This is a genomic window from Fenollaria sp. C0166D3 (genome assembly GCF_056590255.1).
This window is the reverse complement of record NZ_JBWPVU010000004.1, coordinates 54671-78204: the sequence shown is the minus strand read 5'-3', so window position 1 is coordinate 78204 and position 23534 is coordinate 54671. Positions and strand designations below refer to the sequence as shown.

Genomic DNA, 23534 nt, shown 5'->3' with positions numbered 1-23534 from the left:
AATTGATACAAGCTGAATCAAGAATGAGAGTAGCTGATAACTCCGGAGCCAGAGAGGTACTAGTAATTAAAGTCTTAGGTGGCAGTAAAAGAAAGTATGCCGGAGTGGGCGACATCGTGGTTTGCACTGTAAAGAATGCAACACCAGGAGGCGTTGTTAAAAAAGGAGAAGTTGTTAAAGCTGTTATAGTAAGAACAACTCAACCAATAAGAAGACAAGACGGATCATATATAAGATTTGATGATAACGCAGCAGTTATCGTAAAAGAAGATAAAAATCCTGTAGGTACTCGTATATTTGGACCTGTAACTAGAGAACTAAGAACTGGTGGTTATATGAAGATCATATCACTAGCTCCAGAAGTTCTTTAATGAAGGGAGGTTAAATTATGCACGTTAAAGTAGGCGACAAGGTAATTGTAATTGCCGGTAAAGATAAAGGAAAAACAGGTAAAGTTCTAAAGACATTACCTAAGAAAGACCGTGTCGTAGTTGAAGGAATAAACATTCAAACTAGACACCAAAAAGCTCGTGGACCTCAAGAACCAGGTGGTATCATTAAAGCAGAAGGAGCAATACATGTTTCTAATGTGATGGTATACAACGAATCACTTAAAAAAGGTACAAGAGTAGGCTATAAGGTTTTGGAAGACGGCAAGAAAGTTAGATACATGAAAGCCGACGGAGAAACATTAGACAAATAAGGGAGGTAGAACGGATGGCTTCCAGACTGGAAACAAGGTACAAAGAAGAAATTGTGCCTCAAATGATGGAAAAATTAGGATATGATAATATAATGCAAGTTCCTAAGCTAGACAAAGTTGTTATAAACATCGGTTTAGGAAATGCGAAAGAAAATCCAAAAGTTCTTGAAAATGCCTTAAGAGAGTTAGAATTAATAACTGGACAAAAACCAGTTGTAACTCACGCTAAAAAATCTATAGCTAACTTTAAGCTAAGAGAAGGCATGAAGATTGGATGTAAAGTAACACTTAGAAGAGACAAGATGTACTACTTCTTAGACAAGTTAATGAACATCGCTCTTCCAAGAGTAAGAGACTTTAGAGGTGTTAGTAGCACTTCATTCGACGGTAGAGGAAACTATGCATTAGGTATTAAAGAACAATTAATCTTCCCTGAAATCGTATACGATGAAGTAGATGAAATCAGAGGTATGGATATAATAATTGTTACTACAGCAAATACTGATAAAGAAGCAAAAGAATTCTTAGAGCTTCTTGGTATGCCTTTTAGAAAGTAAAAGGAGGAAGTAGATGGCTAAAAAATCAATGGTTGCTAAGCAACAAGGTAAACAAAAATATAAGGTAAGAGAGTACAATAGATGCAAGATTTGCGGAAGACCTCACGGTTACCTTAGAAAATATGGAATTTGTCGTATATGCTTCAGAAAATTAGCATATAAGGGAGAAATTCCTGGCGTTAGAAAAGCAAGCTGGTAGAAGGAGGAGTGATGTAATATGATGACGGATCCAATCGCGGATATGCTTACAAGAATCAGAAATGCTAACTCACAAAAACACGATTCAGTAGATATTCCGAAGTCAAGAATTAAACAAGAAATCGCTCAAATACTTTTAGATGAAGGATATATAAAAGGCTTTGAAGTCGTTGAAGACAACAAGCAAGGCATAATAAGAGTTGAACTAAAATACCTTCCAAACAAAGAAAGAGTAATTTCCGGTATAAAGAGAATTTCTAAACCCGGACTTAGAATATATGTAAATTCAAACGAAGTGCCTAAAGTATTAGGTGGATTAGGTATAGCAATACTTTCTACATCCCACGGTCTTATGACAGACAAAAAAGCTAGACAAGATAAAGTGGGCGGAGAAGTAATCTGCTATGTATGGTAAAATTAGCTAGGAGGAGTAATAATGTCAAGAATAGGTCTTAAACCTATTACAGTACCTCAAGGCGTAGAAATTAAAGTTAATGACGGAGTAGTTACTGTAAAAGGACCAAAGGGCGAACTAAAAGAAAACATCTCAAAAGATCTTACAATCAAAGTTGAAGATGGCATCTTAAACGTAGAACGTCCTAACGATGAAAAGAAAATTAAAGCTCTACACGGCCTAACTAGATCACTAATCCATAATATGGTTATAGGTGTAACAGAAGGTTTCTCAAAAGAACTTACTATTATAGGTACAGGTTATAGAGCACAAAAGAATGGAAATAAATTAGCTTTAACACTTGGTTTTTCACATCCACTTGAACTAGAAGATCCAGAAGGAATCACAGTTGAAGTGCCTGAACAAGACAAGATCATTGTTAAAGGTTTAGACAAACAAAAAGTAGGACAATACGCTGCATACATCAGAACATTCAGAATGCCTGAGCCATACAAAGGAAAAGGTATCAGATACACTGATGAGTATGTAAGACGTAAAGTTGGTAAGACTGGTAAGTAGGAGGAGAATTAGATGATAAACAAAGAAGCAAAAAAAGTAAGTCGTCAAAAAAGACACTTAAGAATCAGATCTAAGATTTCCGGTACTCAAGAAAGACCAAGACTATGTGTATTTAGAAGTGATAAACATATATACGCACAACTTATAGATGACGTTAACGGTGTAACACTTGCACAAAGCTCAACACTTGATAAGTCTTTAAACTTAGAAAGAACATCAAACATTGAAGCAGCTAAAGCAGTTGGAACAAAGATTGCTGAACTTGCTAAGGAAAAAGGCATAGAAGAAGTAGTATTTGACAGAGCAGGTTACATCTACCATGGTAGGATTAAAGAACTAGCTGAAGCAGCTAGATCAGCAGGTCTTAAATTTTAACGAAGGAGGGGAATTGATGGAACACTTAATTATTGATGCAGCAACTCTTGATCTTGAAGAACAAGTTGTTTCTATAAACAGAGTTGCAAAAGTAGTAAAGGGTGGTAGAAACTTTAGATTCTCGGCCTTAGTTGTTGTTGGAGACAGACAAGGACACGTTGGTGTTGGTATGAGTAAAGCACTTGAAGTACCTGAAGCAATCAGAAAGGCAGTTCAAGACGCTAAGAAGCACCTAGTTGAAGTTCCTATAGTTGATACAACAATCCCACACGAAATAAAAGGCATTTATGGCGCAGGTAAAGTATTCTTAAAGCCAGCTCCTAAGGGATCAGGTGTTAAGGCATCAGCAGCTATCCGTGCCGTATGCGAACTTGCAGGTATTGAAAATATCTCTGCTAAACGTCTTGGATCAAACAATCCTCGTAACATTGTAAACGCTACAATCAACGGACTTACAAATTTAAAGAAAGCCGAAGATGTTGCTAAAGCAAGAGGAAAATCTGTAGAAGAAATATTAGGATAGGAGGTTTAAGTATGAACACAATTAAAATTAAACTTAAAAGAAGTTTTATAGGTAAACCTTCTGATCATATAAAGGTAGTTAAAGCTATAGGTCTTAGAAAGATAGGACAAGTAGTAGAAAAGAATGATACCCCACAAATTAGAGGGATGATACACAAAGTAGACTACATGCTTGAAATCGTAGACTAATTAAGGAGGTGTAAAGATGAAGCTAAATAATTTACAAGCTCAAGAAGGCGGAAAGATCGGTAAAAAAGCTGCTCGTAGAGGTAGAGGTATTGGATCGGGCCTAGGCAAAACTTCTGGTCGTGGTCAAAAAGGACAAAAGTCTAGATCAGGCGGCGGAGTAAGACCAGGCTTTGAAGGCGGTCAAATGCCATTGTTCAGAAGATTACCTAAGAGGGGCTTTACAAATATATTCAGAAAAGAGTATGCAATAGTTAACATCTCCAGCTTAAATGTCTTTGATGATGGTGAGACTGTAGATACACAAAAACTTATCGAAAGAGGCTTAGTTAAGAAAAGCTTAGCAACAGCCAATGGTGTTAAGGTTTTAGGTAACGGAGAATTAGAAAAGAAAATCAATCTTAACGTTGAAAGAATAAGTGAAAGTGCTAAAGAAAAGGTTGAGGCAAAGGGCGGAAAGGTAGAGGTGAAATAAAATGTTTAAGACTCTAAAGAACGCATGGGCAGTTAAAGAGATTAGATCAAAGATACTTTTCACACTTGCTATGCTATTCATTTATAGACTTGGAAACTTTATTCCACTTCCATTTGTAAACAGAGAAGCCCTACAAAGCTTCTTTACAGCAAACAACTCAAGCCTTTTAGGCTTTCTAGATATGATGGCCGGTGGAGCGCTATCCAGATTAAGTATATTTGCGTCAAACATCTATCCTTACATCAACGCATCCATCATCATACAACTTTTAACAGTAGCTATACCAAAGCTAGAAGAACTAGCTAAGGAAGGCGAAACAGGTAGAAAGAAAATTAACAGATATACAAGATACTTAACTATAGTATTAGCTGTAGTTCAAGGTATCGGTACAGTATTTGGACTATTAAGAGGAACAATCACTGGCGGAACTTGGGCAAAATTACTTATGGTACTTTGCTTAGTAGCTGGTACACAATTCTTAGTATTCCTAGGTGATCAAATCACTGAAAAAGGCGTTGGTAACGGTATATCCCTTATCATCTTCCTAGGAATCATCGCAAGACTTCCTGATACAGTAGGACAATACTTTAAATTAACTAAAGCTGGACAATATAACATAATCAACGTTATAGTTATGGTTATCGCTATGATAGCTATAGTTGCTTTCGTTGTATTAATACAAGAAGGCGAAAGAAGAATTGGCGTTCAATATGCCAAAAGAGTAGTTGGTAGAAAGATGTATGGCGGACAATCAACACACATCCCTATCAAAGTAAACATGGCAGGCGTTATGCCAGTTATCTTCTCAACATCATTCCTTGGAGCTTTCCAAACAATCGGAATGATTACAGGAGGTTCATTTGGTAAGTTTATGGAAACATATTTAGGATATAATTCAGTAGCATTTGCTATATTAAACATCTTACTAATTATATTCTTCACATTCTTCTATAACGAAATTCAATTCAACCCAATTGAATACTCAAAGAATTTACAACAAAACGGTGGATTCATCCCTGGTATCAGACCAGGTAGACCAACTAGCGACTACTTAGCTAAGATCGTTAGAAGAATCGGTCTTGTTGGAGCTATATCACTTGCATTACTAGCAACACTACCAATAATACTTGGATCATTATTAAAGATGCAAACACACTTTACAGGTACAGGTATTATCATCGTAGTAGGTGTTGTTATTGAAACAATCAAGCAAATCGAAGCTCAAATGATGATGAGACACTACAAAGGTTTCTTAAGCTAGGAGGTTAATGATGAGATTATTAATTTTAGGACCTCCAGGAGCTGGTAAAGGAACTCAAAGTGATAAGATAGTTGAACATTATAATGTAAAACATATTTCTACAGGAGATATGTTCAGAGAAAATATTAAAGGCGGTACAGAACTAGGTAAGAAGGCAACAGAGTATATGGACAAAGGACTTTTAGTTCCAGACTCACTTGTAAACGACATGGTCATGGATAGATTATCTAAAGATGACCTTAAGGAAAACGGCTTCTTACTAGACGGTTACCCAAGAAATATAAGCCAAGCTGAAGCACTTAAAGACATGCTTACTAAGCTTGATATGCCACTAGACGCAGTTATCAACATAGAAGTACCTTCTAAATTCTTAATCGATAGAATCACTGGAAGAAGAGTGTGCCCTAAGTGCCAAAGAAGCTATCACATAGCTAACAATCCACCAAAGGAAGAAGGCATATGTGATTATGATGGCGAAGCTCTTATTACTAGAAAGGACGACAACGAAGAAACTGTTAAGAACAGAATCGATGTTTACGACAAAGAAACAAAGCCTTTAGTAGACTTTTATACAGCTGAAGGCATAATATTGAATATCGATGGAACTCTTTCTATTGATGAGACTTTTGAATCGATAAAATCAAAATTGGGTAGATAGGTGTAACGATGGAATCTACAAAAGATATTGTAGTAGGACAACTGGTTAAATCTAAATCCGGAAGAGATATGATGAGACTGTTTTTAGTATACGAAGTAGTTGACAATGAGCACGTGCTTTTAGTCGACGGCAAACTAAGGAAGCTTGAAAAGCCTAAGCTTAAGAAGATCAAGCACTTAATCGTATATCATACAATAGTTGAAGACTTTCAAAAGAAAGTAGAAGAAAATTCAAAATTAACAAACAGTCAAATAAGAAAGTATCTAGAACCTTTCTTGATAGAAGAACATTAGGAGGACAAAATGGCTAAAAAAGACATTATAGAGCTTGAAGGAGTAGTAGTCGACGCACTACCAAACGCTATATTCAAGGTAAAACTTCAAAATGAACATATAATTACATGTCATATCTCTGGCAAATTAAGAATGAACTATATAAGGATTTTACCCGGAGATACAGTAAATGTCGAGCTTTCTCCATATGACTTGGAGAGAGGTCGTATAACTTGGCGTAAGAAGTAAGGAGAGATAAAATGAAGGTAAGACCATCAGTTAAAAAAATTTGTGATAAATGCAAAATTATCAAAAGACACGGAAAAGTTATGGTAATTTGCGAAAATCCAAAACATAAACAAGTACAAGGATAATAGGAGGTGTAGCTTAATGGCAAGAATTGCAGGTGTTGATATCCCTAGAGATAAAAGAGTTGAAATATCATTAACATATATCTATGGTATTGGTCTTTCAACTTCACAAAAAATATTAAGTGAATGTGGTATAGATCCAAACACAAGAGTTAAGGATCTTACAGAAGCAGAAGTAAACGAAATAAGAGACAAGATTGATCACATTAAGGTTGAAGGTGACCTAAGACGTGATGTTGCTCTAAATATAAAGAGACTTCGTGAAATAAACTCATACAGAGGAATTAGACATAAAAGAAATCTTCCAGTAAGAGGACAAAGAACAAAGACAAACGCTAGGACTAGAAAAGGCCCTAAGACAGCTAAAAAGTAAGGAGGTAGAAGTAAATGGCAGCAAATAAAGGTAGTAAAACTAAAACTAAAAGAAGAGTTAAAAAGAACATCGAAAAAGGCCAAGCTCACATTTCTTCATCATTCAACAACACAATGGTAACTATTTCCGATATGCAAGGAAATGTTTTATCATGGGCTAGTGCTGGACAATTAGGCTTTAGAGGTTCTAGAAAGTCAACTCCATTCGCAGCACAAGAAGCAGCTGAAACAGCAGCTAAAAAAGCGATGGAACACGGTCTAAAAACTGTAGAAGTTTATGTAAAAGGACCAGGAGCTGGTAGAGAAGCAGCTATAAGAAGTCTGCAAGCAACAGGACTTGAAGTTAACATGATCAAAGATGTTACGCCTATACCTCATAACGGTTGCAGACCACCTAAGAGAAGAAGAGTATAATTTTGTATATACTTTTTTAGTCTAAGGAGGGGTTAATTGTGATTGAAATAGAAAAGCCACATGTGCAAGTACAAAGTGCTACAAGTGACGGAACTTATGTAAAGATGATTATAGAACCTCTTGAAAGAGGCTACGGAGAAACACTTGGTAACTCATTAAGAAGAGTACTTCTTTCCCTATTACCAGGTGCAGCTGTAAACAAAATCAAGATAGAAAACGTTTTACACGAATTTTCTACCATAGATGGAGTATTAGAAGACGTAAGCGAAATAATATTAAATATTAAGAGCTTAGTTTTAAAATACACAGGAGATGAGCCGCAAAAACTACTTATCGATCAAAAAGGACCGAAAGAAGTAACAGCTAAAGACATAATCGCATCACCTGAAGTTGAAGTAATAAATCCAGATCATCACATAGCAACTATAAATGAAGATGGAAAATTAAGTATTGAAATGGACCTTGTAAGAGGCAGAGGCTATGAACTAACAGATATATACAGAACTGGCGACGAAACAGAAGCAGAGATAGGCATTATACCTATAGACGCATCCTTCTCCCCAGTAAAGAAAGTTAATATATCGATAGACAATACAAGAGTTGGACAAATAACAGACTTTGATAAATTAACACTCGAAGTATGGACTAACGGAACTATAAAAGCAGTAGAAGCTGTAAGTTATGCAGCAAAGATCATCACAGAACACATGGGACTACTAATGGAATTATCCGACGGTATCGAAGATGTTGAAGTTATGATCGACGTTCCTAACAAGAAGAAAGACAAAGCACTTGATATGCAAGTAGAAGAACTTGATCTTTCAGTTAGAAGCTACAACTGCTTGAAGAGAGCTAATATAAATACAGTTCAAGAGCTTGTTAACAAGACAGATTCAGAAATGATGAAAGTAAGAAACCTTGGAAAGAAATCACTTGAAGAGGTAAAGAATAAGCTTGCAGAACTCAACTTATTTTTAAAGGAAGAAGAATAGGAGGAAGCTTATGGCACAATACAGAAAATTAGGCCGTAGAACTGACCATAGAAATGCTATGCTTCGTAACTTGGTAACATCACTTATAAAAGAGGGAGAAATAAAAACTACAGTTACACGTGCAAAAGAAACTAAAAGAATGGTTGACAAGATGATCACTCTTGCTAAGAGAGGCGACATGCACGCAATCAGACAAGCACAAAGCTACATCTATGACAAGGAAGTAACAAAGAAGTTATTTACAGAAATCGCGCCTAAGTACGCAGATAGACAAGGCGGCTACACAAGAATTTATAAACTTGAACCAAGAATTGGTGATGGCGCCGAAATCGCATTATTAAGATTAATATAATTAGATGTATATAAAGTGGGCTTAAATAGTCCACTTTTTTACCGCATAAATTTGGAGAAATATGAAAGATTTAAATAGTAAAAGAATCGTTTCCACTTGGAAAGGCGGCAAAACAGAGCAGCTTTGCATAGAGCCGATAGATGCCACCCTACAAGAGAGAAACTTCGACCTAAGGATATCATCCGCGACCATAGACCTAGAGCGCTCAGAATTTTCAGACTTTACAGGCTATAGGCGCTATCTAATGAAACTCGAAGGAGACATCACACTCTTGATAGATGGCAAGAGCATCATCATAAGAGATGACGAAGCCTTTGAATTTATGGGAGACGAAAAAGTCATCTCCCTAAGCAAAGAGCCATCACGCGACTTCAACGTCATCATTAAAAAAGATAAAAAAGCAGATATATCCATAAAAGAGAATGAAAAATTGAATACAAATAGAGGGGAATATATATTCTCACTCGAAAAAGCTAAAATCAATGACATAGATGTGGATAAATACTCATTATACGAGACAGATGGGGAAGAGATAAATCTTACCGGACGATTTATTCACATAATCATACACAAATAGGAGAGAAATATGAAAAAATATAAACAAATACTAGCGTTAGCACTAGTTTTAATGCTAACAATGACATTATTCGCATGCAATAAAGAAGAAAACAAAGAAACAAAAGAAACAACAGAAGTTACAGATAAAACAGAAAATACAGAAGAAACAAAAACAGAAAATACAGAAGAAACAGAAAGCGAAGCTACAGAAACAGCTGAACTTCCACAAGACGCACTAAGCGTAGAAATTAAAAAAGCAGAAGCACTAGAAGGCAAGTATGAAAACGCTTACGCATTACTAGACACAGCAGATGAAGCTAATAAAGCAAAGTACGATGAACTATACCCAAACGATCCATACAAGCTAGACATCGAACTAAATGAAGCAGAAGAGCCAAACAAGGCAAACTACATCTCGCTGCTAGATAACATCATCAAGATGGACAGAAAACTAGCCGAAGCAACACCTGAAAATCCATACGATACAGCAAGAAATAAAGGCGAAAAAGTTCTTACAGGCATATTAAGCACAGAAGATGGCAAAGATCCAATTTTCTATGCCAACAGAGACCTTTATAAGTTCCTTGGCCTTGAGCTAGAAACAGGAGACGACCTAAAGCTTAAAGATTGGTCCATAGCAGCCAACGAAACAAGAAACGTAATCTTAGGCTACAATCAAAAAGACAGATACGAGCTGGGCAAAACATACGAAATTAATTACTTCGGCAACAAGCTAAAAGTTATTCCAGTAGGCGTAGCTAAAGAAGGCGCTAAATATGTTAATGGTAATGGCGACGAAATATCGTTAGATAACACAATCATCGCAGCACTTAACTATGACGACTCAAAAGCAATGCTTAATGATGATGAGTGCAAGAGCCTAGTCGATAGCGCAGTGATTATATCACCAGAAGCAGATAAGGCAATGTACTTAGGTAATTATTTGAGAGGCGCATATAGAGTAGTACGTATATCAGATCTAGTAAAATAATTTTTGCGTTCAATTCGGATAGAACGAATAAATAAAATTCAATCTAGATAAAAAGCATGTGGGATTATATCTCACATGCTTTTTCTATACATATCAATCGTTGCACATCATTCGCCCGTCATATACCATCGTCATATACCATTCGCGCGTCATAAATCAATCACGCGGCGTATATCATTCGCTCGTCATATACCATTCGCGCGTCATACATCATTCGCCCGTCATACATCATCTGCGGCGCTTAGACCTAGCTAATTAGCCTTTGCTTACATAATTTAGCGTATTATATTGTTTTAATATTTCTTGCAATGGGTAATTATACATAGGTGATTTTATGAATTTTGAATCTATTATTGATGATGCTATAAAGAATAATAAGGCGCTTCGTGGCTCTTTCTCGGGTCCTATTAACAAGGACGGGTCCAAGGTGAAGATCAAGACCATAGTCATGAAGGGCGAGGCGCATTTACAAATTGAAAAGTTCATTGACAAGAAGGCTTTTCACAAGAACATTGCCATGGGCGAGGCGAAGGCGAAACTATTAGCCTTAATGAATGAGTACAAGCAGCTCTTTATAACTTTTGACTCTGAGTCTTATCAAGTTTTTAACAATAAAGGCAAGATCAAGGCCATAAGCACGAAAACTGAAAAATCGGCGAAGGCGCTTAGCCATGACAATAAGAAAAACTACATAATTAACGAGGGTGACAAGGTCGACTTCCTTATCTACCTTGGAGTGATGAGCGAGGACGGCAAGGTCTACAATAGATACTTCGACAAGTTTAGGCAGATAAACAAGTACCTTGAGATTTTTGACAAGGCGCTTGACAAGATTGATACGTCGAAAAAGATACGCATCTTGGACTTTGGCTGCGGCAAGGCATATCTCACTTTTGCGGTTTATTATTACCTTAAAAATATTAGAAAGGTGGACTTTTACATCGAGGATCTTGACTTAAAGGAAGACGTTGTTAATGATTTAAATAGGATTAAGGATGCTCTTCATTATGAGGAGATAAATTTCGTGTGCAAGGACATTAAGGACTATGACAAAAGTGACGACATCGACATCATGCTTACGCTACACGCCTGTGATATAGCGACTGACATCGCTCTAAAGAAGGCGGTCGAATTAAACGCATCGCTTATACTATCTGTTCCGTGCTGCCAAAAGGAGCTCTTCCCGAAAATCCATTCTGATGATTTAAATGGCGTTCTTAAGCACGGCATACTCAAGGAGAGGGTTGCAGCCATTGTCACTGACTCACTTAGAAGTCTTTACTTAGAAAAGAATGGATACAAATCAGAAATTATTGAGTTCATAGATATGGATCATACGCCAAAAAATCTTATGATAAGAGCCTTTAAAGACAAGGCAAATCCACATGCAGAGGAAGAATACAATAAAATCAAGCAAATATTCGGCTTAGAAAATATTTTCATAGAAGGTTAAAGAAATGATAGAGAAATTAATTTATTTTATAAATAGACCAAACAAAAACACACGTGATCCGCTATTTAGAAAAAAGACAGGCTACTTCGTTTCAATCACAGGTATCATATTTAACATCTTACTGAGCGTAGCTAAGGTCATAATTGGCCTCTTCGTTCACTCCATCGCCATCATGGCGGACGCGGTAAATAATATCTTCGACACGATATCGTCGGTGGTGACTCTCCTTGGCTTTAAGCTTTCTGAGAAGCCTGCGGACAGGGAGCACCCATACGGACACGGGAGGATTGAGTACATATCAGGCCTACTTATCTCCATCATCGTAATCATTATCGGTCTGCAATTCATCAAGTCATCAGTTTTAAGGATACTTCATCCGGATGTTGTTAAATTTGATAAACTTAGCTTTATCATCATGATTCTATCAATACTTGTAAAAGTTTTCATAACCATACTGAATAAAAAAGCTGGCAATATGATCGACTCTAAGGCGATGAAAGCAACTAGCATTGACTCGCTTGGTGACGTCTTTACGACTATGGTTGTCATAGTGCCGATGATTAGCTCCTTATTTACTGACGTTCAAATCGACGGTTACTTCGGCGTACTCGTTTCACTTATGATTATTAAGAATGGTATTGAGATGATAAAGGAAACCATTGGCCCGATACTTGGTGAGGAGCCAGACAAGGAGCTTATCGAGAAGATTTATAAGGACCTTGAGGCGGAGCCACTGATCAAAAACGTACACGATTTTCACGCCCATAACTATGGCCCTGACAATGTATATATCTCGCTTGATGTCGAGATGCCAGCTCACTTAACGATTGAGGAAGCGCACAATGTTATTGACAGCTGGGAGAGGACTCTTGAGGAGAAATATAATATCAACATAATTATACACGTCGATCCATATATGGAAGAGGACGAGTGCACTGAAATTTATAGAAAGATTGAAAGGGCTGTTGAAGATGATGCCAATGTTGTTGCGCTACATGATTTTAGGGTGGTTAGCAGCAAGTCTGGCAAGGATCTTTTGCTACTGGATCTTGTTTTAAATGATATGCACGGCAAGGACAAGGAAGCGCTTGCTGAGGCGATGAAAGAGCGTTTTGAAAGAGATGTTTCGAGTGAATATGACTATAGACTTAGAATAATACCGAACTTTACGAATATAGGGGATGAGTAAATGATACGAGATAAGATTATTGACTATATACGAAGTGGCGAAAAGGCTGAAAAGGACTACGCCATAGGCTTTGAGATAGAAAATTTTATTGTGGATGATAATAATAAGGCAGTCACTTATTGGGACGAAGGCGGCGTTAAGGACATACTTGAGGACTTAATCAAAATTGGCTACGAAGCAGTTTATGTGGATGATGTTTTGCTTGGCGCGACAAAGGGCGAGACAGCCATCAGTCTAGAGCCGGGCAGTCAATTTGAGCTATCTATAAAAAAGGCGTGGCATATAAAAGAGCTTGAAGACGAGTACTTTAGACGCATGAAAGAGATAAATGAAGTCGTAGAAAAAAGAGGCTATCATATCTTACAAAGGGGCTACCATGTGAAGACCAAGATTGACGAGATCAAGATACTGCCTAAGGAGCGCTACGATCTTATGTATAAGTACTTCACTGAGACCGGTACTATGGGCCACAATATGATGAAGGGCACAGCTGCTTCTCAATCCTCGATTGACTACAAGGACGAAGAGGATTTTAGACGAAAGATGAGAGTATATAATGCACTCAGCCCAGTTTTCTACGCGATTTTCGAAAATGCAAACATTTTTGAGGGCGAAGCATATAAGGAAAACGGCTTAAGGATGACTATCTGGAAGAATACTGATAAGGAGCGCTGCAGCATAATCAAAGAGGCCTTTGACGATGATTTTTCTTACGCATCATATGCTGACTACATTGTAAATAGGCCTTGTATCTTCATTCATAAGGACGGCGAGGACATTTACACAGGACGTACCAAGATTAAGGACATAGAAGGAATAGACGAGGCAGACAAGACCATCGTTGAACACGTTTTAAGCATGTTCTTCCCGGACACGCGTGCGAAGAAATATATCGAGATAAGGATGATGGACTCAGTTCAAATAGACTACTTACTTGGCTTAGTCGCTCTAATCAAGGCGACAAGCTACCAAAATTTGGACAAGGTCTATGAGATGATAAAGGATGTCACTTATGACGACGCTCTTAAGGCGCTTGACTCATTTAAGGAGAGCGGTATAAGAGGCAAATTAAAGGACAGAAGCTTTTTAGATATAGCAAAAGATTTGATTTCACTTGCAAAAGCATCTTTGGGTGATGAAGCGCATTACTTAAACGCGCTAGAAGAAGTGATAGATTCAGGTAAATCGATAAGGGAGGTAAATTTTGAAAAATATGGATTATAATACCATTGGCAAAAGATACATTGACATAGTAAAAGAAGACCCTGAGAAATATTATGAAGATTATAAAAAACTATTAGATAAGGTGGCGAATTCGACGGCAAAGTACAAAGGCGAGCCGGTTCCTGCCATTTACCAGCCATTCTTCGTATCGGAAGAGGACGAAGAGACTTTTGAATACATCTCTGAGATGATGATGAGGATCTCTGACAAGGTGACTAAGGCTTACGTTGCCATATCATCTTTTAGAAATACTTTTGATTTTGATGACAAGATGAAGAGGCTCTTGATACACAAGCCGCTTCTGTCGACATTTGTGCCAATTTGCCGCTACGACATATTTTATAAATCGCGCGATGAATTCAAATTCTGTGAGCTAAATACCGATGGCTCCTCTGCCATGAACGAAGATAATGAGGTCGCTCCATTCATGCTTGAGCTTGAAGCGATGAAGGAGATGGAAAAGCGCTACGGCTATGAATTTTCATACTACGAATTATTTGACTCGTGGGTAGATGAGTTCAAGGAGCTTTATACACAAACGACTGGTGAAGAAGATTTTAACCTTGCCATCGTCGACATTATGGAGAGCGCTTCGCATGAAGAGTTCGAGCGCTTTAAGAGAGCTTTCGAGAAAAAGGGTATCAAGACAATTATCTGCGACGCGAGAGATATCAAGCGCAAGGACGGCCACGTATATGCAGGTGACTTCAGGATAGACGCTGTCTATAGAAGGCTAGTTACTTTTGAAGCGGTGGAGCATTGGGACGAGATACAAGACTTTATCGACGGCTACTTAAACGATGAATTCGTGATGATAGGCTCATTCAAGAGTCAAGTTATGCATGACAAGAGGATATTCATCAAGCTATTCGAGGACCGCGTAAAGCGTTTCTTGTCAAAGGACGAGCTTGAATTTATTGAAAAACACATTCCATATACAGCGATGCTGACTAAAAAAACTGCGGACGAAGTGCTAAATAACAAGAACAAGTACATCATTAAACCGGTTGATAATAACGCATCGAAGGGCGTTTTCGTCGGCAAGGACCACTCGAAGAAGGACTTCGCAGCCATACTTAAGAAGTACGCTGATACGGGTTACATCTACCAAGAGTACATCGAGCCGTACAAGAGGGACGTCGTTTTATTTGACGAGGACGGTAAGCCAGTTGTGAAGAAGCTTAAGTCCATAGTCGGCCTATTTATATACAATAAAAAATTCAAGGGCCTTTACACACGCTATGGCACTGGAAATATCATATCGAGCTTGCACCAATATTATCTTGGTGTAAATATCAAGGCAAAGGAGTCTTAAGATGAAAAAGAAATTAATTTTGCTAATGACTATGCTAATGGCGGTGGCCATGCTACTTACAGGATGCAATAAAAATAAAACAGAAGAGCCAAAAGAAAAGGCTGCTCAAGAAGAAAAGACTGAGAGCCGTGACAATGGCGAAGAAGAAATGAGCGAAGAAGATAAGAAAAACGCTGAATATGCTGAACTTGTTAAGAGGACTAAGGGCGTATCGGGTCTTATAGAAGGGGACTTAATTGTTCAAGACGTAAGCATATACAAGGCAGTAGAAGATGGGGACAAGCTATCACTACTAGTAAGTTACGCAGAGCTTGGATATATCTACAAAGATCAGGTTTTTGAAAATACTGCTGGTATGCTAATGCCGCTTAAGCTTATATATGAAAAGAACGGCGATGACTACGAGCTTAAAGAAAGGATGAATGCAGAAGATGGCGAAGGCTACTTTGATTCGCTTGTCAAGATGGCTGACGGAGACAAAGAGTTGGCTCAAAAAGTTGCTGGTCCTGGCATTAATGAAAGGTACGACTACATCATGAAGGACTTATACAAAAAAGCTGAAGAGGAAGGCTTAAAGGACTTCGAACTAGACCTTGATAATGCACCCGGCTATCCAAAGGATGAGTCACTATTTTTAGAAGACGTTCCTAATGAGCCAAAGAACACCATTGCCATAGTAAATAAGGAAGAATACGAAAAGGCAAAGAAGAACGAAGCAAATGATAATTGGCCGCACGTCAATGGTCTTTTATATCACAAAGATACTAAGATTGCTGTAAAAAGCATTATAGACGATTTTACTAAGTAGAAATAAATATTTTAGCCTTGCCCATTGACAGGGCTAAAAATTTTTTTTAAAAGCTTGTATTTTTAGCGAGTTTAGGTTATAATATTAAATGAAGACAAACTGGAAAGGAAGTGCAAGATGAAAGAATTAGAATTAAAAGTTATGAGGTCGGAATCATCAAACGGCTTATACATAGAGCTTGGTCAAGGGGTTATTGACTTTACTAAGGCAATAAAGGCCAAGATATATTTATCAGTTGACGATAAAAAAGTAGAAGCAAGTATGATTAAATTCCCGAAGGATATATATGTAATACCACTTAAAGAAAGACAACTTAGAGTACTTAAGGTCGAAGAGGGTAAGACATATACCTTTAAAATTGAAAATAGAAGATAATAATAAATTACAAGGCAAAACTTAGATGTTTTGCCTTTTTACTTTATATAGAAGCGTGATTTGTTTTACACATGAATCGATTTTGGCAAAATAAAAAGGCCTCACACGTGTGAAGCCTTAGTCCAATGCTCTTATGTCTAGTTTGGTTGTGGAGCATCTACTGGACAAACGCTGTTGCATTGACCGCAGTCGATGCATTTGTCTTCGTCAATTATGTAGATATCGCCTTCTGATATAGCGTCAACTGGACATTCTGGTAAACATTGTCCGCATGCTATACATTCTGCTGAAATTTTGTATGCCATTCATTATCCCTCCCTTGTATTTTCATTATAATTTATAAATATTAATTTGTCAAGTGATTAGTATCACATTATATAGCTTTTGTAAAGATATAGCCAAATCACAGCTAGCGTCGGCATCATAGTCAGAAACTTAATTTTTTGCGTCTTATGTCTGAAGATTAGCATAGAGACCACACCTAGTGGCGCGCCGCCAATTGCTGCGAGACCCAAGAGCACTTTCTCAGGCGTTCTGTGCTTGTAATTGCCACTGGCCGCCTTGAACTTGTCGATGGCAAAGGCCAAAAAGCAAATTACGTTTATGCCGTAGAATAAATATTTAAGCATATTATCACCGCTAATTATATACCCAAAATTGTTTGTTTTTACTCAGAATAAATGATATAATACTTATAAGGAGGCTTATATGGATCAAGTATCAGGCACAAATTTTTACATATATCAGGACAAGGACGATTTTTCATTTGGGATAGACGCAGTCCTTTTATCTGACTTTACAAAGGCTAAGAAGAATCACATAGACCTTTGCACTGGCAATGGCATAGTCGCTTTAAGGCTAGCCTATTTATATAAAGATGCGAGTATTGTCGGAGCCGATATTGATCATAAGGCGGTAGAACTTTTTAATAAGTCCATAAGCATAAATAAGCTTGATGAAAGAGTCACAGCTATGGAGATGGATATAAGAGAAGTAGAAAAGCACTTCAAGAAAAATGCTTTTGATAGCCTTTCAGTTAATCCGCCTTATTTAAATCCCAAGGACAATATAGCTTCGGGCGATTACAAAAGGCAGGAGCTCTTACTAAACTTAGACGATATAGCAAGGGCCGCGAGCTATTTACTTAAGCCATATAGCAAAATTTACATGGTTCATAGACCAGCTAGGCTCGTTGACATCATTTTGAACTTCAAAAATCATGGCATTAACTTAAGAAGATTAAGAGCAGTAAAACCATTTGCAGAGAAAAAGGCTAATATGATACTTTTAGAGCTAGAAAAGTCTGAAAAAGTGGGCTTTGATTATATGAATGAGCTAGTCGTTTACAAAGCGGATGGCACTTATACAGAGGAAGTAAAGGAGATTTACTATGGAAATGAATAAAGGCACTTTATATATAGTCGCGACACCCATAGGTAACTACGAGGACATCACTTTGCGTGCGCTAAACGTCTTAAAGTCTGTTGACTACATTGCTTGCGAGGACACAAGGCACACAGGCGTTTTACTTAAGCACTATGAGATAAAAAAGCCGCTCTTTGCTTATCACAAATTTAACGAGACGGATAAGTCATCATACATACTCGAACTTTTGAGTGAAGGCAAGAGCATTGCCATAGTCTCGGATGCGGGCTCGCCTGGCATCTCTGACCCGGGCGTGATTGCGGCGCGTGCTGCGAGAGATGCTGGCTACACTGTTACAGCCATACCGGGAGCGACAGCCTTTGTCACATCGCTTATGGCGAGCGGCCTTGACCTTAGTCACTTCGCCTTCATTGGCTTTGCGCCACAAAAGGATGCGAAGCGCAAAAAGTTTATGCAAAGCTATAAATCATATTCCATGCCGCTTATTTACTACGAAGCGCCTCATAGGCTCATCGCTTTTTTAAATACGGCGCTTGAGGTTTATGGCGATAGAATGATTTTCATTAGCCGCGAGCTAACAAAAGTTTTTGAAGAGAATTTATATATGCACATAAGCGAGGCTATAGCCCACTTTACTGAGAATGAGCCGCGTGGCGAGTTTGTCATAACTATTACGGGTCTTGAAGATGATGATGGTGGCGAGGCCATTGACATAAATGAAGCGGCAAGAGCACTTATTGACGAAGGCCTAAGCATGAAGGACGCCACTAATAAATTAAAGGAGCTTGGCTTTAAGAAGAATGACGCCTATAAGGCGCTGCTTGAGATAAAGGAAGACTAAGATGTACGAAGATTTAATCATAAAGATGAGGGACCTCAACAATTTAATAAAAGAAAAGTCCATGGATATAGATAAGAGAGGCAGAGAGGGTCTTAAGAAAGAGATTTATTCTGGCCTTGCAGAGCAGTACATGATAGATGACGATATTGACCTAGAAAAACTCGCTGATGAAGGCGGTCTCTGGGCTGTGGACGGCTCGCTAAATAGGATAGGAAACCTTTATCCGCACTACATAAGCGTGATAGATGCACTTGTGATATCGACAAAGGGCGGCTTTGAGCACAGAAAGAGCTCTCTTTACTCGCCAATGCAAGGGCAAGTGCAAGAGGAGGACGAATTTTCTTTCGAGTCAGAAATGTACGTAAAAAAAGAGATGGCGAGGCTTGAGGTACGCGTCGTTATCGAGGCTTTAGAGAAAGAAACGCCTAAGATGATATTTATGGACGGCGGCTTTATCCGCTACATCATCAGCTGTAAGGAAGATTTTGAAGAGCTAAGAAAGATCTGCATCGAGCGCGGAATAATTTTAGCTGGGGTCATAGAGGAAATAAAGACATCAATACTCGGTAAAGAGCTAGGTCTAAAGGCTTACGATAGAGAGATACTCTTCTCGCTGCTTGATTATAAAGAGGCGATGCTTATTAATGACGAGATTAACAACAAGGCTGAAGAGGGCATAACAAGTGCCTTTGCACGCACATCGACCAAGCCCTATGCCATCGGCGTAGATATATCGACTGAGCAAAAAGATTTTATGAAGGATGTGCTCAAAACCATAATCAAATTGACACCAAAGGATTCGAGAGGCATACCCATAATCTTGGATATAGTTGACAAGAAGGTCAAGATTACGGACGAACTTAAACAGAGGGTTCTAGTCAAGGAGCTTGACAAGGACGTTTACGATAGATATTTTAACGAAGTGAGGAATTTTAGATGAAGGTCTTAGGTTTAACAGGCACTAGCGAGGTTTATTTGGCCTCGAATGAGAGAAATTTTAGAATAAATGAGTTTTTGCTCATTGAAGATAAAGTAAAAAATTATATTGGCGAAGTTGTTGAAGCGAACACCTTCAATCGCTTTATGCCTTTTGAAAAGGAAAATGATTTTGTTGATCAAAGCGTGATTGATTCTTTATTGGCCTTGGGTTACGACGTGAATAACGAAGTCGTCTACTTAGCTAAGCTAAGGCTTTTAGAGGAAGCGATGTACCCAATCATGGCGGGCTCGGCTGTTAGAGTGCCCGAGTTTGATGAGATCAAGAGCCTCATCATCAAGTCGTCACCTAAAGATGGCTTGGTGCTTGGCGTTATCAAGAACACAGACGACCTTTACAAAAATGCGGACGAAGAGCTGAAGAACATCGTCTACACTTTTGAAAATGGAGAGAGAAAAAATCAAAAGGACCTTCCTTACATCTTCAATGTGAGCGAGTTCAGTCAGTACCCACACATAGGTGTCTTCGGCGGCTCTGGCTCGGGTAAATCCTTTGCCCTAAGAGTCATTATCGAAGAGCTAATGAAAAAGAGGATACCGACTATAGTCTTAGACCCTCACTACGAGATGGATTTTAAGCTAAAGACTTATGACGAAGCAGCTGATTACAGCAGTCTATATCAAAGCTTTTTGCTTGGTAAGGATGTCGGAGTTGATTTTAAGGACCTAAACGTAGGCGAATTAAAAAATTTATTAAACGCAGCGGGCGCAATGACTGACGCGATGGATACTTCAGTTGATGAAGTCTTCAAAAGAGGCGAGAGTGCCGACGCATTTAGACTTAGACTAAGTGAAATACTTGAAGCGCTTGATAGGACTGAGGACGCTCTCAATATGGATATGCAAACAGCTGAGCTAAATGGTGATGCAGCTGAAGCAGATAGGATAAGAAGATTACAAGGCTATCAAAAGACTTATGGCCGCAAATTAAATGCATCGAGCCTAAAGGGCATTAGCTGGAGATTTAGAAGACTTGTTCAGGACAATGTTTTTAGCAATAGCTCAGAAGCTTTAGAGGCAGCGCTTAGAAGTGGCAAGCTTATATCACTAAAAGGATCAACAAGACTTTTGGAAGTTTATTCATCATATATACTTAAGAAGTTTTATTACAAGAGAAGAGCCTATATGGACGCAAAACTACTTGGCACTAACGATGAGGACTACTTCCCACCATTTATCATAATCACAGACGAAGCACACAATTTTGCTCCGAAGGCCTTTGAGAGCGCGTCAAAACCCATTCTTAAAGAAGTTGCTCAAGAAGGAAGAAAGTATGGTGTCTTCTTAATCTTAGCAACACAAAGAATAACCTTGCTTGATGACACTATCACGGCTCAGCTCAATACAAAATTTATACTAAGAACGGTTAGAGAGTCAGACATCATGACCATAAAAGAGGAGACAGACATCAGTTCAGACGACGCAAAGAGGCTCCCTTACTTAACTACGGGCGATGCCTTTATATCCGAAGCCTCCTTCGGTAGAACCATATTCACAAGATTTCGTTTTGCTGACACCAAGGCCATAGACAAAGTAAATCCATTCTTAGAGTTAAAGGGCGAGACAGAAGATAAAATGATGGCGGTCTTTGAAGAGATAAAGGGAAGTTTGCCTATAAGCGATTTTAATCTAACTCGTGAAGCGGCAAGGCTTGAAAAAACAGTCGGCACAATGAGCACAGAAGAGTTTAAGGACATACTTGAGCGCCTTGCAGATGAGGGCTACATCAGTAAGAGGACAAATCCATTCGGACAAAATGAATATATAGAGAAGGAATAAAGATGAGAATATTTTTTTTAGCAGCAGAAGTAAGTCCCTTCGTCAAAACAAGGGGACTTGCCGAGACCATGAGGTGCCTTCCAAAAGAGGTCGCCAAAGAGGGTAACGACGTCTACGTCTTCATCCCACTGCACAAGCCAATTAAAAGTGAATATCAAGAGAAGGTCGAGTTCATGTCATCCTACGGGGTCATGATGGGCGACGGCATTATCTATGCGAGCGTCTTCAAGTACGAGGAGGACGGCGTTAAATATATTTTTATTGCCAATGAAGATTATTTTGAGAGAGACAGAATTTATGGTGAGTTCGATGACGCCAAGCGCTACATCTTCTTTAGCAAGGCCGTTTTGGAATTTATCCAAATGTATAGCATCAAGCCAGACATCATTCACGCGAACGACTGGCACACAGGACTTGTGCCGATTTTATTAAAGCAATATAGGAAGAGCGACAGCTATTACAGAGGCATCAAAACCGTTTTCACCGTTCATAACCTCAAGTACCAAGGCGTTTTCAATCAAAATATCATCGCTGGCATAGTCGATACCGACCTCGATGTACTTAAGGATCAAAATTATGAGTTCATCGACTCGATCAATATGCTTAAGGCAGGTATTGTCTCAGCGGATATAGTGACTACCATTAGTAAGTCCTTTAGAGATGAGTTAATGGATCCGCACTTTGGAGAGGGGCTCGAAGAAGTTTTTAAAGAGTATAGCTACAAGTTTCACGGCATTGTCAATGGCATAGACAAGGAAAAATACAATCCGATGACGGACAAGGCCTTATTTAAAAATTACGACGTTAATGGCTTTAAGATCAAGAGATATAATAAGGAAGAAGTTCAAAACTACTATGGACTTAAGAAAGATGCTGAAAAGCCTCTAGTCATTATGATCAGCCGTATGAAGCGCTCGAAGGGCATTAAGCTCGTGATTGGCGCCATAGAAGAGATGGTTAAGCTCGACTGCAACTTCATCATCATGGGCACTGGCTTTAAGAGCTTCGAAGAAAAGTTTAGAGAGCTAGAAGAAAAGTACCCAGACAAGATGGCGGCAAGGATATATTATAATGAGAACGAAGCGAGAAGATTATACGCTGCATCGGACATACTCTTGATGCCGTCGGAGCTTGAGCCTTGTGGATCAGCTCAAATGATTGCTATGCGCTACGGATCACTCCCTTTAGTAAGGAAGGTTGGCGGACTTAAGGACACAGTCATTGCTTATAACGATGACAAGGAGCATGCCAATGGCTTTGCATTTGAAAACGTTGACCAAAATGAAATGTATGAAGCGCTTAATAGGGCGTTAAAATTATATTATCAAGATGAGGACGAGTTCAATAGGATTTTGAAAAACGCGATGAGGGTTGATAATGGCTGGGCTAAGACAGCAGAAGAGTACATTAAATTATATCAAAATTTATGCGACGAATAAAATTTCGCATTCAAGCGAGCCCTTGAGCTCGTTCCTTCCTTAGCAATGCTCGAGTACATTTGTACACTCCGCTTGCTTCGTCAGTCCACATCGCCCAATCATCTCGCTTGCTCTGCGAAATTTGCTCGTGGTAGATGATTAGTGGCAATCGAGTGCGAAATTTGCTTTGGGTAAATAAATAAGAATAAAAAATCATAAACCTCTTTGCTTTAAGTGAAGAGGTTTTTTGTTTTATGCTATACGTTTGCTGAGGCAAAATTACTAAACGTCTGACGGGCGATTGCTGAGGTAAAATTACTAAACGTCTGACGCGCGTTTGCTGAAGTGATTTTACTTATCGTATGCTGGGCGATTGAGTGAGCAAAACAATAATCATGGCAAAACAATAATCATGGCAAGACCATTATCGTGGCAAGACAATTATCGTGGCAAAACCATTAGCAAGAAAATTTTATAAATATTTTTGAAGAGTTTAAATTATTTCTTTCATATTCAGTCA

General features: G+C 38.5%; 34 protein-coding genes. 32 read left to right on the top strand and 2 right to left on the bottom strand.

Translation table 11 applies throughout. The annotated features are described in order from the left end of the window. Nucleotides 1-2 precede the first annotated feature (2 nt). From rplN to AC1EJ0_RS03795, 27 genes are all read left to right on the top strand, one after another. Nucleotides 3-371, top strand: coding sequence for a 50S ribosomal protein L14 (gene rplN, locus AC1EJ0_RS03925; protein ID WP_304016662.1), 369 nt, complete (start codon nucleotides 3-5; stop codon nucleotides 369-371). A gap of 17 nt (nucleotides 372-388) precedes the next feature. Further along, nucleotides 389-703 (top strand): 50S ribosomal protein L24, encoded by a 315-nt coding sequence (gene rplX, locus AC1EJ0_RS03920; RefSeq protein WP_058259854.1) that lies wholly within the window; start codon nucleotides 389-391, stop codon nucleotides 701-703. A gap of 14 nt (nucleotides 704-717) precedes the next feature. After that, a complete protein-coding gene (gene rplE / locus AC1EJ0_RS03915; RefSeq protein ID WP_480023338.1) occupies nucleotides 718-1260 on the top strand; it encodes a 50S ribosomal protein L5 in 543 nt (180 codons plus the stop codon). Between the two features lie 13 nt (nucleotides 1261-1273). Continuing rightward, entirely contained in the window at nucleotides 1274-1459 is a 186-nt protein-coding gene (locus AC1EJ0_RS03910; protein WP_058259856.1) for a type Z 30S ribosomal protein S14, read from the top strand. A 21-nt stretch (nucleotides 1460-1480) separates the two neighbouring features. Continuing rightward, nucleotides 1481-1873 carry a 30S ribosomal protein S8 gene (rpsH, locus tag AC1EJ0_RS03905; protein ID WP_278315531.1) on the top strand — a complete coding sequence of 131 codons (393 nt, stop codon included), beginning with the start codon at nucleotides 1481-1483 and terminating at the stop codon, nucleotides 1871-1873. A gap of 21 nt (nucleotides 1874-1894) precedes the next feature. Then, nucleotides 1895-2431: a 50S ribosomal protein L6 gene (rplF, locus tag AC1EJ0_RS03900; protein ID WP_058259858.1), complete on the top strand. Its 537-nt coding sequence runs from the start codon at nucleotides 1895-1897 to the stop codon at nucleotides 2429-2431. A gap of 12 nt (nucleotides 2432-2443) precedes the next feature. Next, nucleotides 2444-2806, top strand: coding sequence for a 50S ribosomal protein L18 (rplR, locus tag AC1EJ0_RS03895; protein WP_058259859.1), 363 nt, complete (start codon nucleotides 2444-2446; stop codon nucleotides 2804-2806). 16 nt (nucleotides 2807-2822) lie between these two features. Then, on the top strand, nucleotides 2823-3329 hold the full coding sequence (gene rpsE / locus AC1EJ0_RS03890) for a 30S ribosomal protein S5 (protein ID WP_058259860.1): 507 nt from the start codon (nucleotides 2823-2825) through the stop codon (nucleotides 3327-3329). A gap of 11 nt (nucleotides 3330-3340) precedes the next feature. After that, nucleotides 3341-3517, top strand: coding sequence for a 50S ribosomal protein L30 (rpmD, locus tag AC1EJ0_RS03885; RefSeq protein WP_019214303.1), 177 nt, complete (start codon nucleotides 3341-3343; stop codon nucleotides 3515-3517). Between the two features lie 16 nt (nucleotides 3518-3533). Beyond that, complete coding sequence (gene rplO / locus AC1EJ0_RS03880) at nucleotides 3534-3989, top strand: 50S ribosomal protein L15 (protein WP_058259861.1); 456 nt, start codon at nucleotides 3534-3536, stop codon at nucleotides 3987-3989. A gap of 1 nt (nucleotide 3990) precedes the next feature. Next, nucleotides 3991-5250, top strand: coding sequence for a preprotein translocase subunit SecY (gene secY, locus AC1EJ0_RS03875; protein ID WP_480023339.1), 1260 nt, complete (start codon nucleotides 3991-3993; stop codon nucleotides 5248-5250). A 10-nt stretch (nucleotides 5251-5260) separates the two neighbouring features. Next, nucleotides 5261-5908 carry an adenylate kinase gene (locus AC1EJ0_RS03870; RefSeq protein ID WP_058259863.1) on the top strand — a complete coding sequence of 216 codons (648 nt, stop codon included), beginning with the start codon at nucleotides 5261-5263 and terminating at the stop codon, nucleotides 5906-5908. A gap of 8 nt (nucleotides 5909-5916) precedes the next feature. Continuing rightward, on the top strand, nucleotides 5917-6201 hold the full coding sequence (locus tag AC1EJ0_RS03865; protein WP_480023340.1) for an RNA-binding protein: 285 nt from the start codon (nucleotides 5917-5919) through the stop codon (nucleotides 6199-6201). A 9-nt stretch (nucleotides 6202-6210) separates the two neighbouring features. Continuing rightward, nucleotides 6211-6429, top strand: coding sequence for a translation initiation factor IF-1 (gene infA, locus AC1EJ0_RS03860; RefSeq protein WP_019214308.1), 219 nt, complete (start codon nucleotides 6211-6213; stop codon nucleotides 6427-6429). A gap of 11 nt (nucleotides 6430-6440) precedes the next feature. Next, a complete protein-coding gene (gene rpmJ / locus AC1EJ0_RS03855; protein ID WP_019214309.1) occupies nucleotides 6441-6554 on the top strand; it encodes a 50S ribosomal protein L36 in 114 nt (37 codons plus the stop codon). A gap of 16 nt (nucleotides 6555-6570) precedes the next feature. Beyond that, nucleotides 6571-6924: a 30S ribosomal protein S13 gene (gene rpsM / locus AC1EJ0_RS03850; RefSeq protein WP_058259865.1), complete on the top strand. Its 354-nt coding sequence runs from the start codon at nucleotides 6571-6573 to the stop codon at nucleotides 6922-6924. Nucleotides 6925-6938: 14 nt separating this feature from the next. Then, complete coding sequence (gene rpsK, locus AC1EJ0_RS03845) at nucleotides 6939-7337, top strand: 30S ribosomal protein S11 (protein WP_058259866.1); 399 nt, start codon at nucleotides 6939-6941, stop codon at nucleotides 7335-7337. Nucleotides 7338-7375: 38 nt separating this feature from the next. Next, complete coding sequence (locus AC1EJ0_RS03840) at nucleotides 7376-8329, top strand: DNA-directed RNA polymerase subunit alpha (protein ID WP_058259867.1); 954 nt, start codon at nucleotides 7376-7378, stop codon at nucleotides 8327-8329. 10 nt (nucleotides 8330-8339) lie between these two features. Beyond that, nucleotides 8340-8681, top strand: a complete 342-nt coding sequence (rplQ, locus tag AC1EJ0_RS03835; RefSeq protein WP_058259868.1) for a 50S ribosomal protein L17 — start codon at nucleotides 8340-8342, stop codon at nucleotides 8679-8681. A 61-nt stretch (nucleotides 8682-8742) separates the two neighbouring features. Continuing rightward, nucleotides 8743-9258, top strand: a complete 516-nt coding sequence (locus AC1EJ0_RS03830; protein WP_480023341.1) for a HutD family protein — start codon at nucleotides 8743-8745, stop codon at nucleotides 9256-9258. A gap of 9 nt (nucleotides 9259-9267) precedes the next feature. Continuing rightward, nucleotides 9268-10230 carry a hypothetical protein gene (locus tag AC1EJ0_RS03825; RefSeq protein ID WP_480023342.1) on the top strand — a complete coding sequence of 321 codons (963 nt, stop codon included), beginning with the start codon at nucleotides 9268-9270 and terminating at the stop codon, nucleotides 10228-10230. A gap of 334 nt (nucleotides 10231-10564) precedes the next feature. Continuing rightward, complete coding sequence (locus AC1EJ0_RS03820) at nucleotides 10565-11683, top strand: class I SAM-dependent methyltransferase (protein ID WP_480023343.1); 1119 nt, start codon at nucleotides 10565-10567, stop codon at nucleotides 11681-11683. Nucleotides 11684-11687: 4 nt separating this feature from the next. Beyond that, nucleotides 11688-12872: a cation diffusion facilitator family transporter gene (locus tag AC1EJ0_RS03815; RefSeq protein WP_480023344.1), complete on the top strand. Its 1185-nt coding sequence runs from the start codon at nucleotides 11688-11690 to the stop codon at nucleotides 12870-12872. After that, nucleotides 12873-14096 (top strand): glutamate-cysteine ligase family protein, encoded by a 1224-nt coding sequence (locus tag AC1EJ0_RS03810; RefSeq protein ID WP_480023345.1) that lies wholly within the window; start codon nucleotides 12873-12875, stop codon nucleotides 14094-14096. Continuing rightward, on the top strand, nucleotides 14077-15411 hold the full coding sequence (locus AC1EJ0_RS03805) for a hypothetical protein (protein WP_480023346.1): 1335 nt from the start codon (nucleotides 14077-14079) through the stop codon (nucleotides 15409-15411). Before AC1EJ0_RS03810 ends, AC1EJ0_RS03805 begins: the two co-directional genes overlap by 20 nt. Before the next feature lies 1 nt (nucleotide 15412). Then, complete coding sequence (locus AC1EJ0_RS03800) at nucleotides 15413-16219, top strand: hypothetical protein (RefSeq protein ID WP_480023347.1); 807 nt, start codon at nucleotides 15413-15415, stop codon at nucleotides 16217-16219. 117 nt (nucleotides 16220-16336) lie between these two features. Then, nucleotides 16337-16594 carry a hypothetical protein gene (locus AC1EJ0_RS03795; RefSeq protein WP_304016623.1) on the top strand — a complete coding sequence of 86 codons (258 nt, stop codon included), beginning with the start codon at nucleotides 16337-16339 and terminating at the stop codon, nucleotides 16592-16594. A gap of 137 nt (nucleotides 16595-16731) precedes the next feature. On the opposite strand, the gene AC1EJ0_RS03790 is transcribed toward AC1EJ0_RS03795, so the two are convergent. Both AC1EJ0_RS03790 and AC1EJ0_RS03785 read right to left on the bottom strand, forming a co-directional pair. Then, a complete protein-coding gene (locus tag AC1EJ0_RS03790) occupies nucleotides 16732-16899 on the bottom strand; it encodes a 4Fe-4S binding protein (protein ID WP_294794203.1) in 168 nt (55 codons plus the stop codon). 63 nt (nucleotides 16900-16962) lie between these two features. Beyond that, nucleotides 16963-17223 carry a DUF1294 domain-containing protein gene (locus AC1EJ0_RS03785; protein ID WP_480023348.1) on the bottom strand — a complete coding sequence of 87 codons (261 nt, stop codon included), beginning with the start codon at nucleotides 17221-17223 and terminating at the stop codon, nucleotides 16963-16965. A gap of 79 nt (nucleotides 17224-17302) precedes the next feature. On the opposite strand from AC1EJ0_RS03785, the gene AC1EJ0_RS03780 reads away from it, so the two are divergent. The 5 genes from AC1EJ0_RS03780 to AC1EJ0_RS03760 are packed head-to-tail and all read left to right on the top strand — an operon-like array spanning nucleotide 17303 to nucleotide 23035. Then, a complete protein-coding gene (locus AC1EJ0_RS03780) occupies nucleotides 17303-17998 on the top strand; it encodes a tRNA1(Val) (adenine(37)-N6)-methyltransferase (protein WP_480023349.1) in 696 nt (231 codons plus the stop codon). After that, nucleotides 17985-18821 (top strand): 16S rRNA (cytidine(1402)-2'-O)-methyltransferase, encoded by an 837-nt coding sequence (gene rsmI / locus AC1EJ0_RS03775; RefSeq protein WP_480023350.1) that lies wholly within the window; start codon nucleotides 17985-17987, stop codon nucleotides 18819-18821. The genes AC1EJ0_RS03780 and rsmI overlap by 14 nt, the downstream gene beginning before the upstream one ends. A 1-nt stretch (nucleotide 18822) precedes the next feature. Further along, nucleotides 18823-19761: a DNA double-strand break repair nuclease NurA gene (locus AC1EJ0_RS03770; RefSeq protein ID WP_480023351.1), complete on the top strand. Its 939-nt coding sequence runs from the start codon at nucleotides 18823-18825 to the stop codon at nucleotides 19759-19761. Continuing rightward, nucleotides 19758-21596: an ATP-binding protein gene (locus tag AC1EJ0_RS03765; protein ID WP_480023352.1), complete on the top strand. Its 1839-nt coding sequence runs from the start codon at nucleotides 19758-19760 to the stop codon at nucleotides 21594-21596. The genes AC1EJ0_RS03770 and AC1EJ0_RS03765 overlap by 4 nt, the downstream gene beginning before the upstream one ends. Before the next feature lie 2 nt (nucleotides 21597-21598). Further along, complete coding sequence (locus tag AC1EJ0_RS03760) at nucleotides 21599-23035, top strand: glycogen synthase (protein WP_480023353.1); 1437 nt, start codon at nucleotides 21599-21601, stop codon at nucleotides 23033-23035. Nucleotides 23036-23534 lie beyond the last annotated feature (499 nt).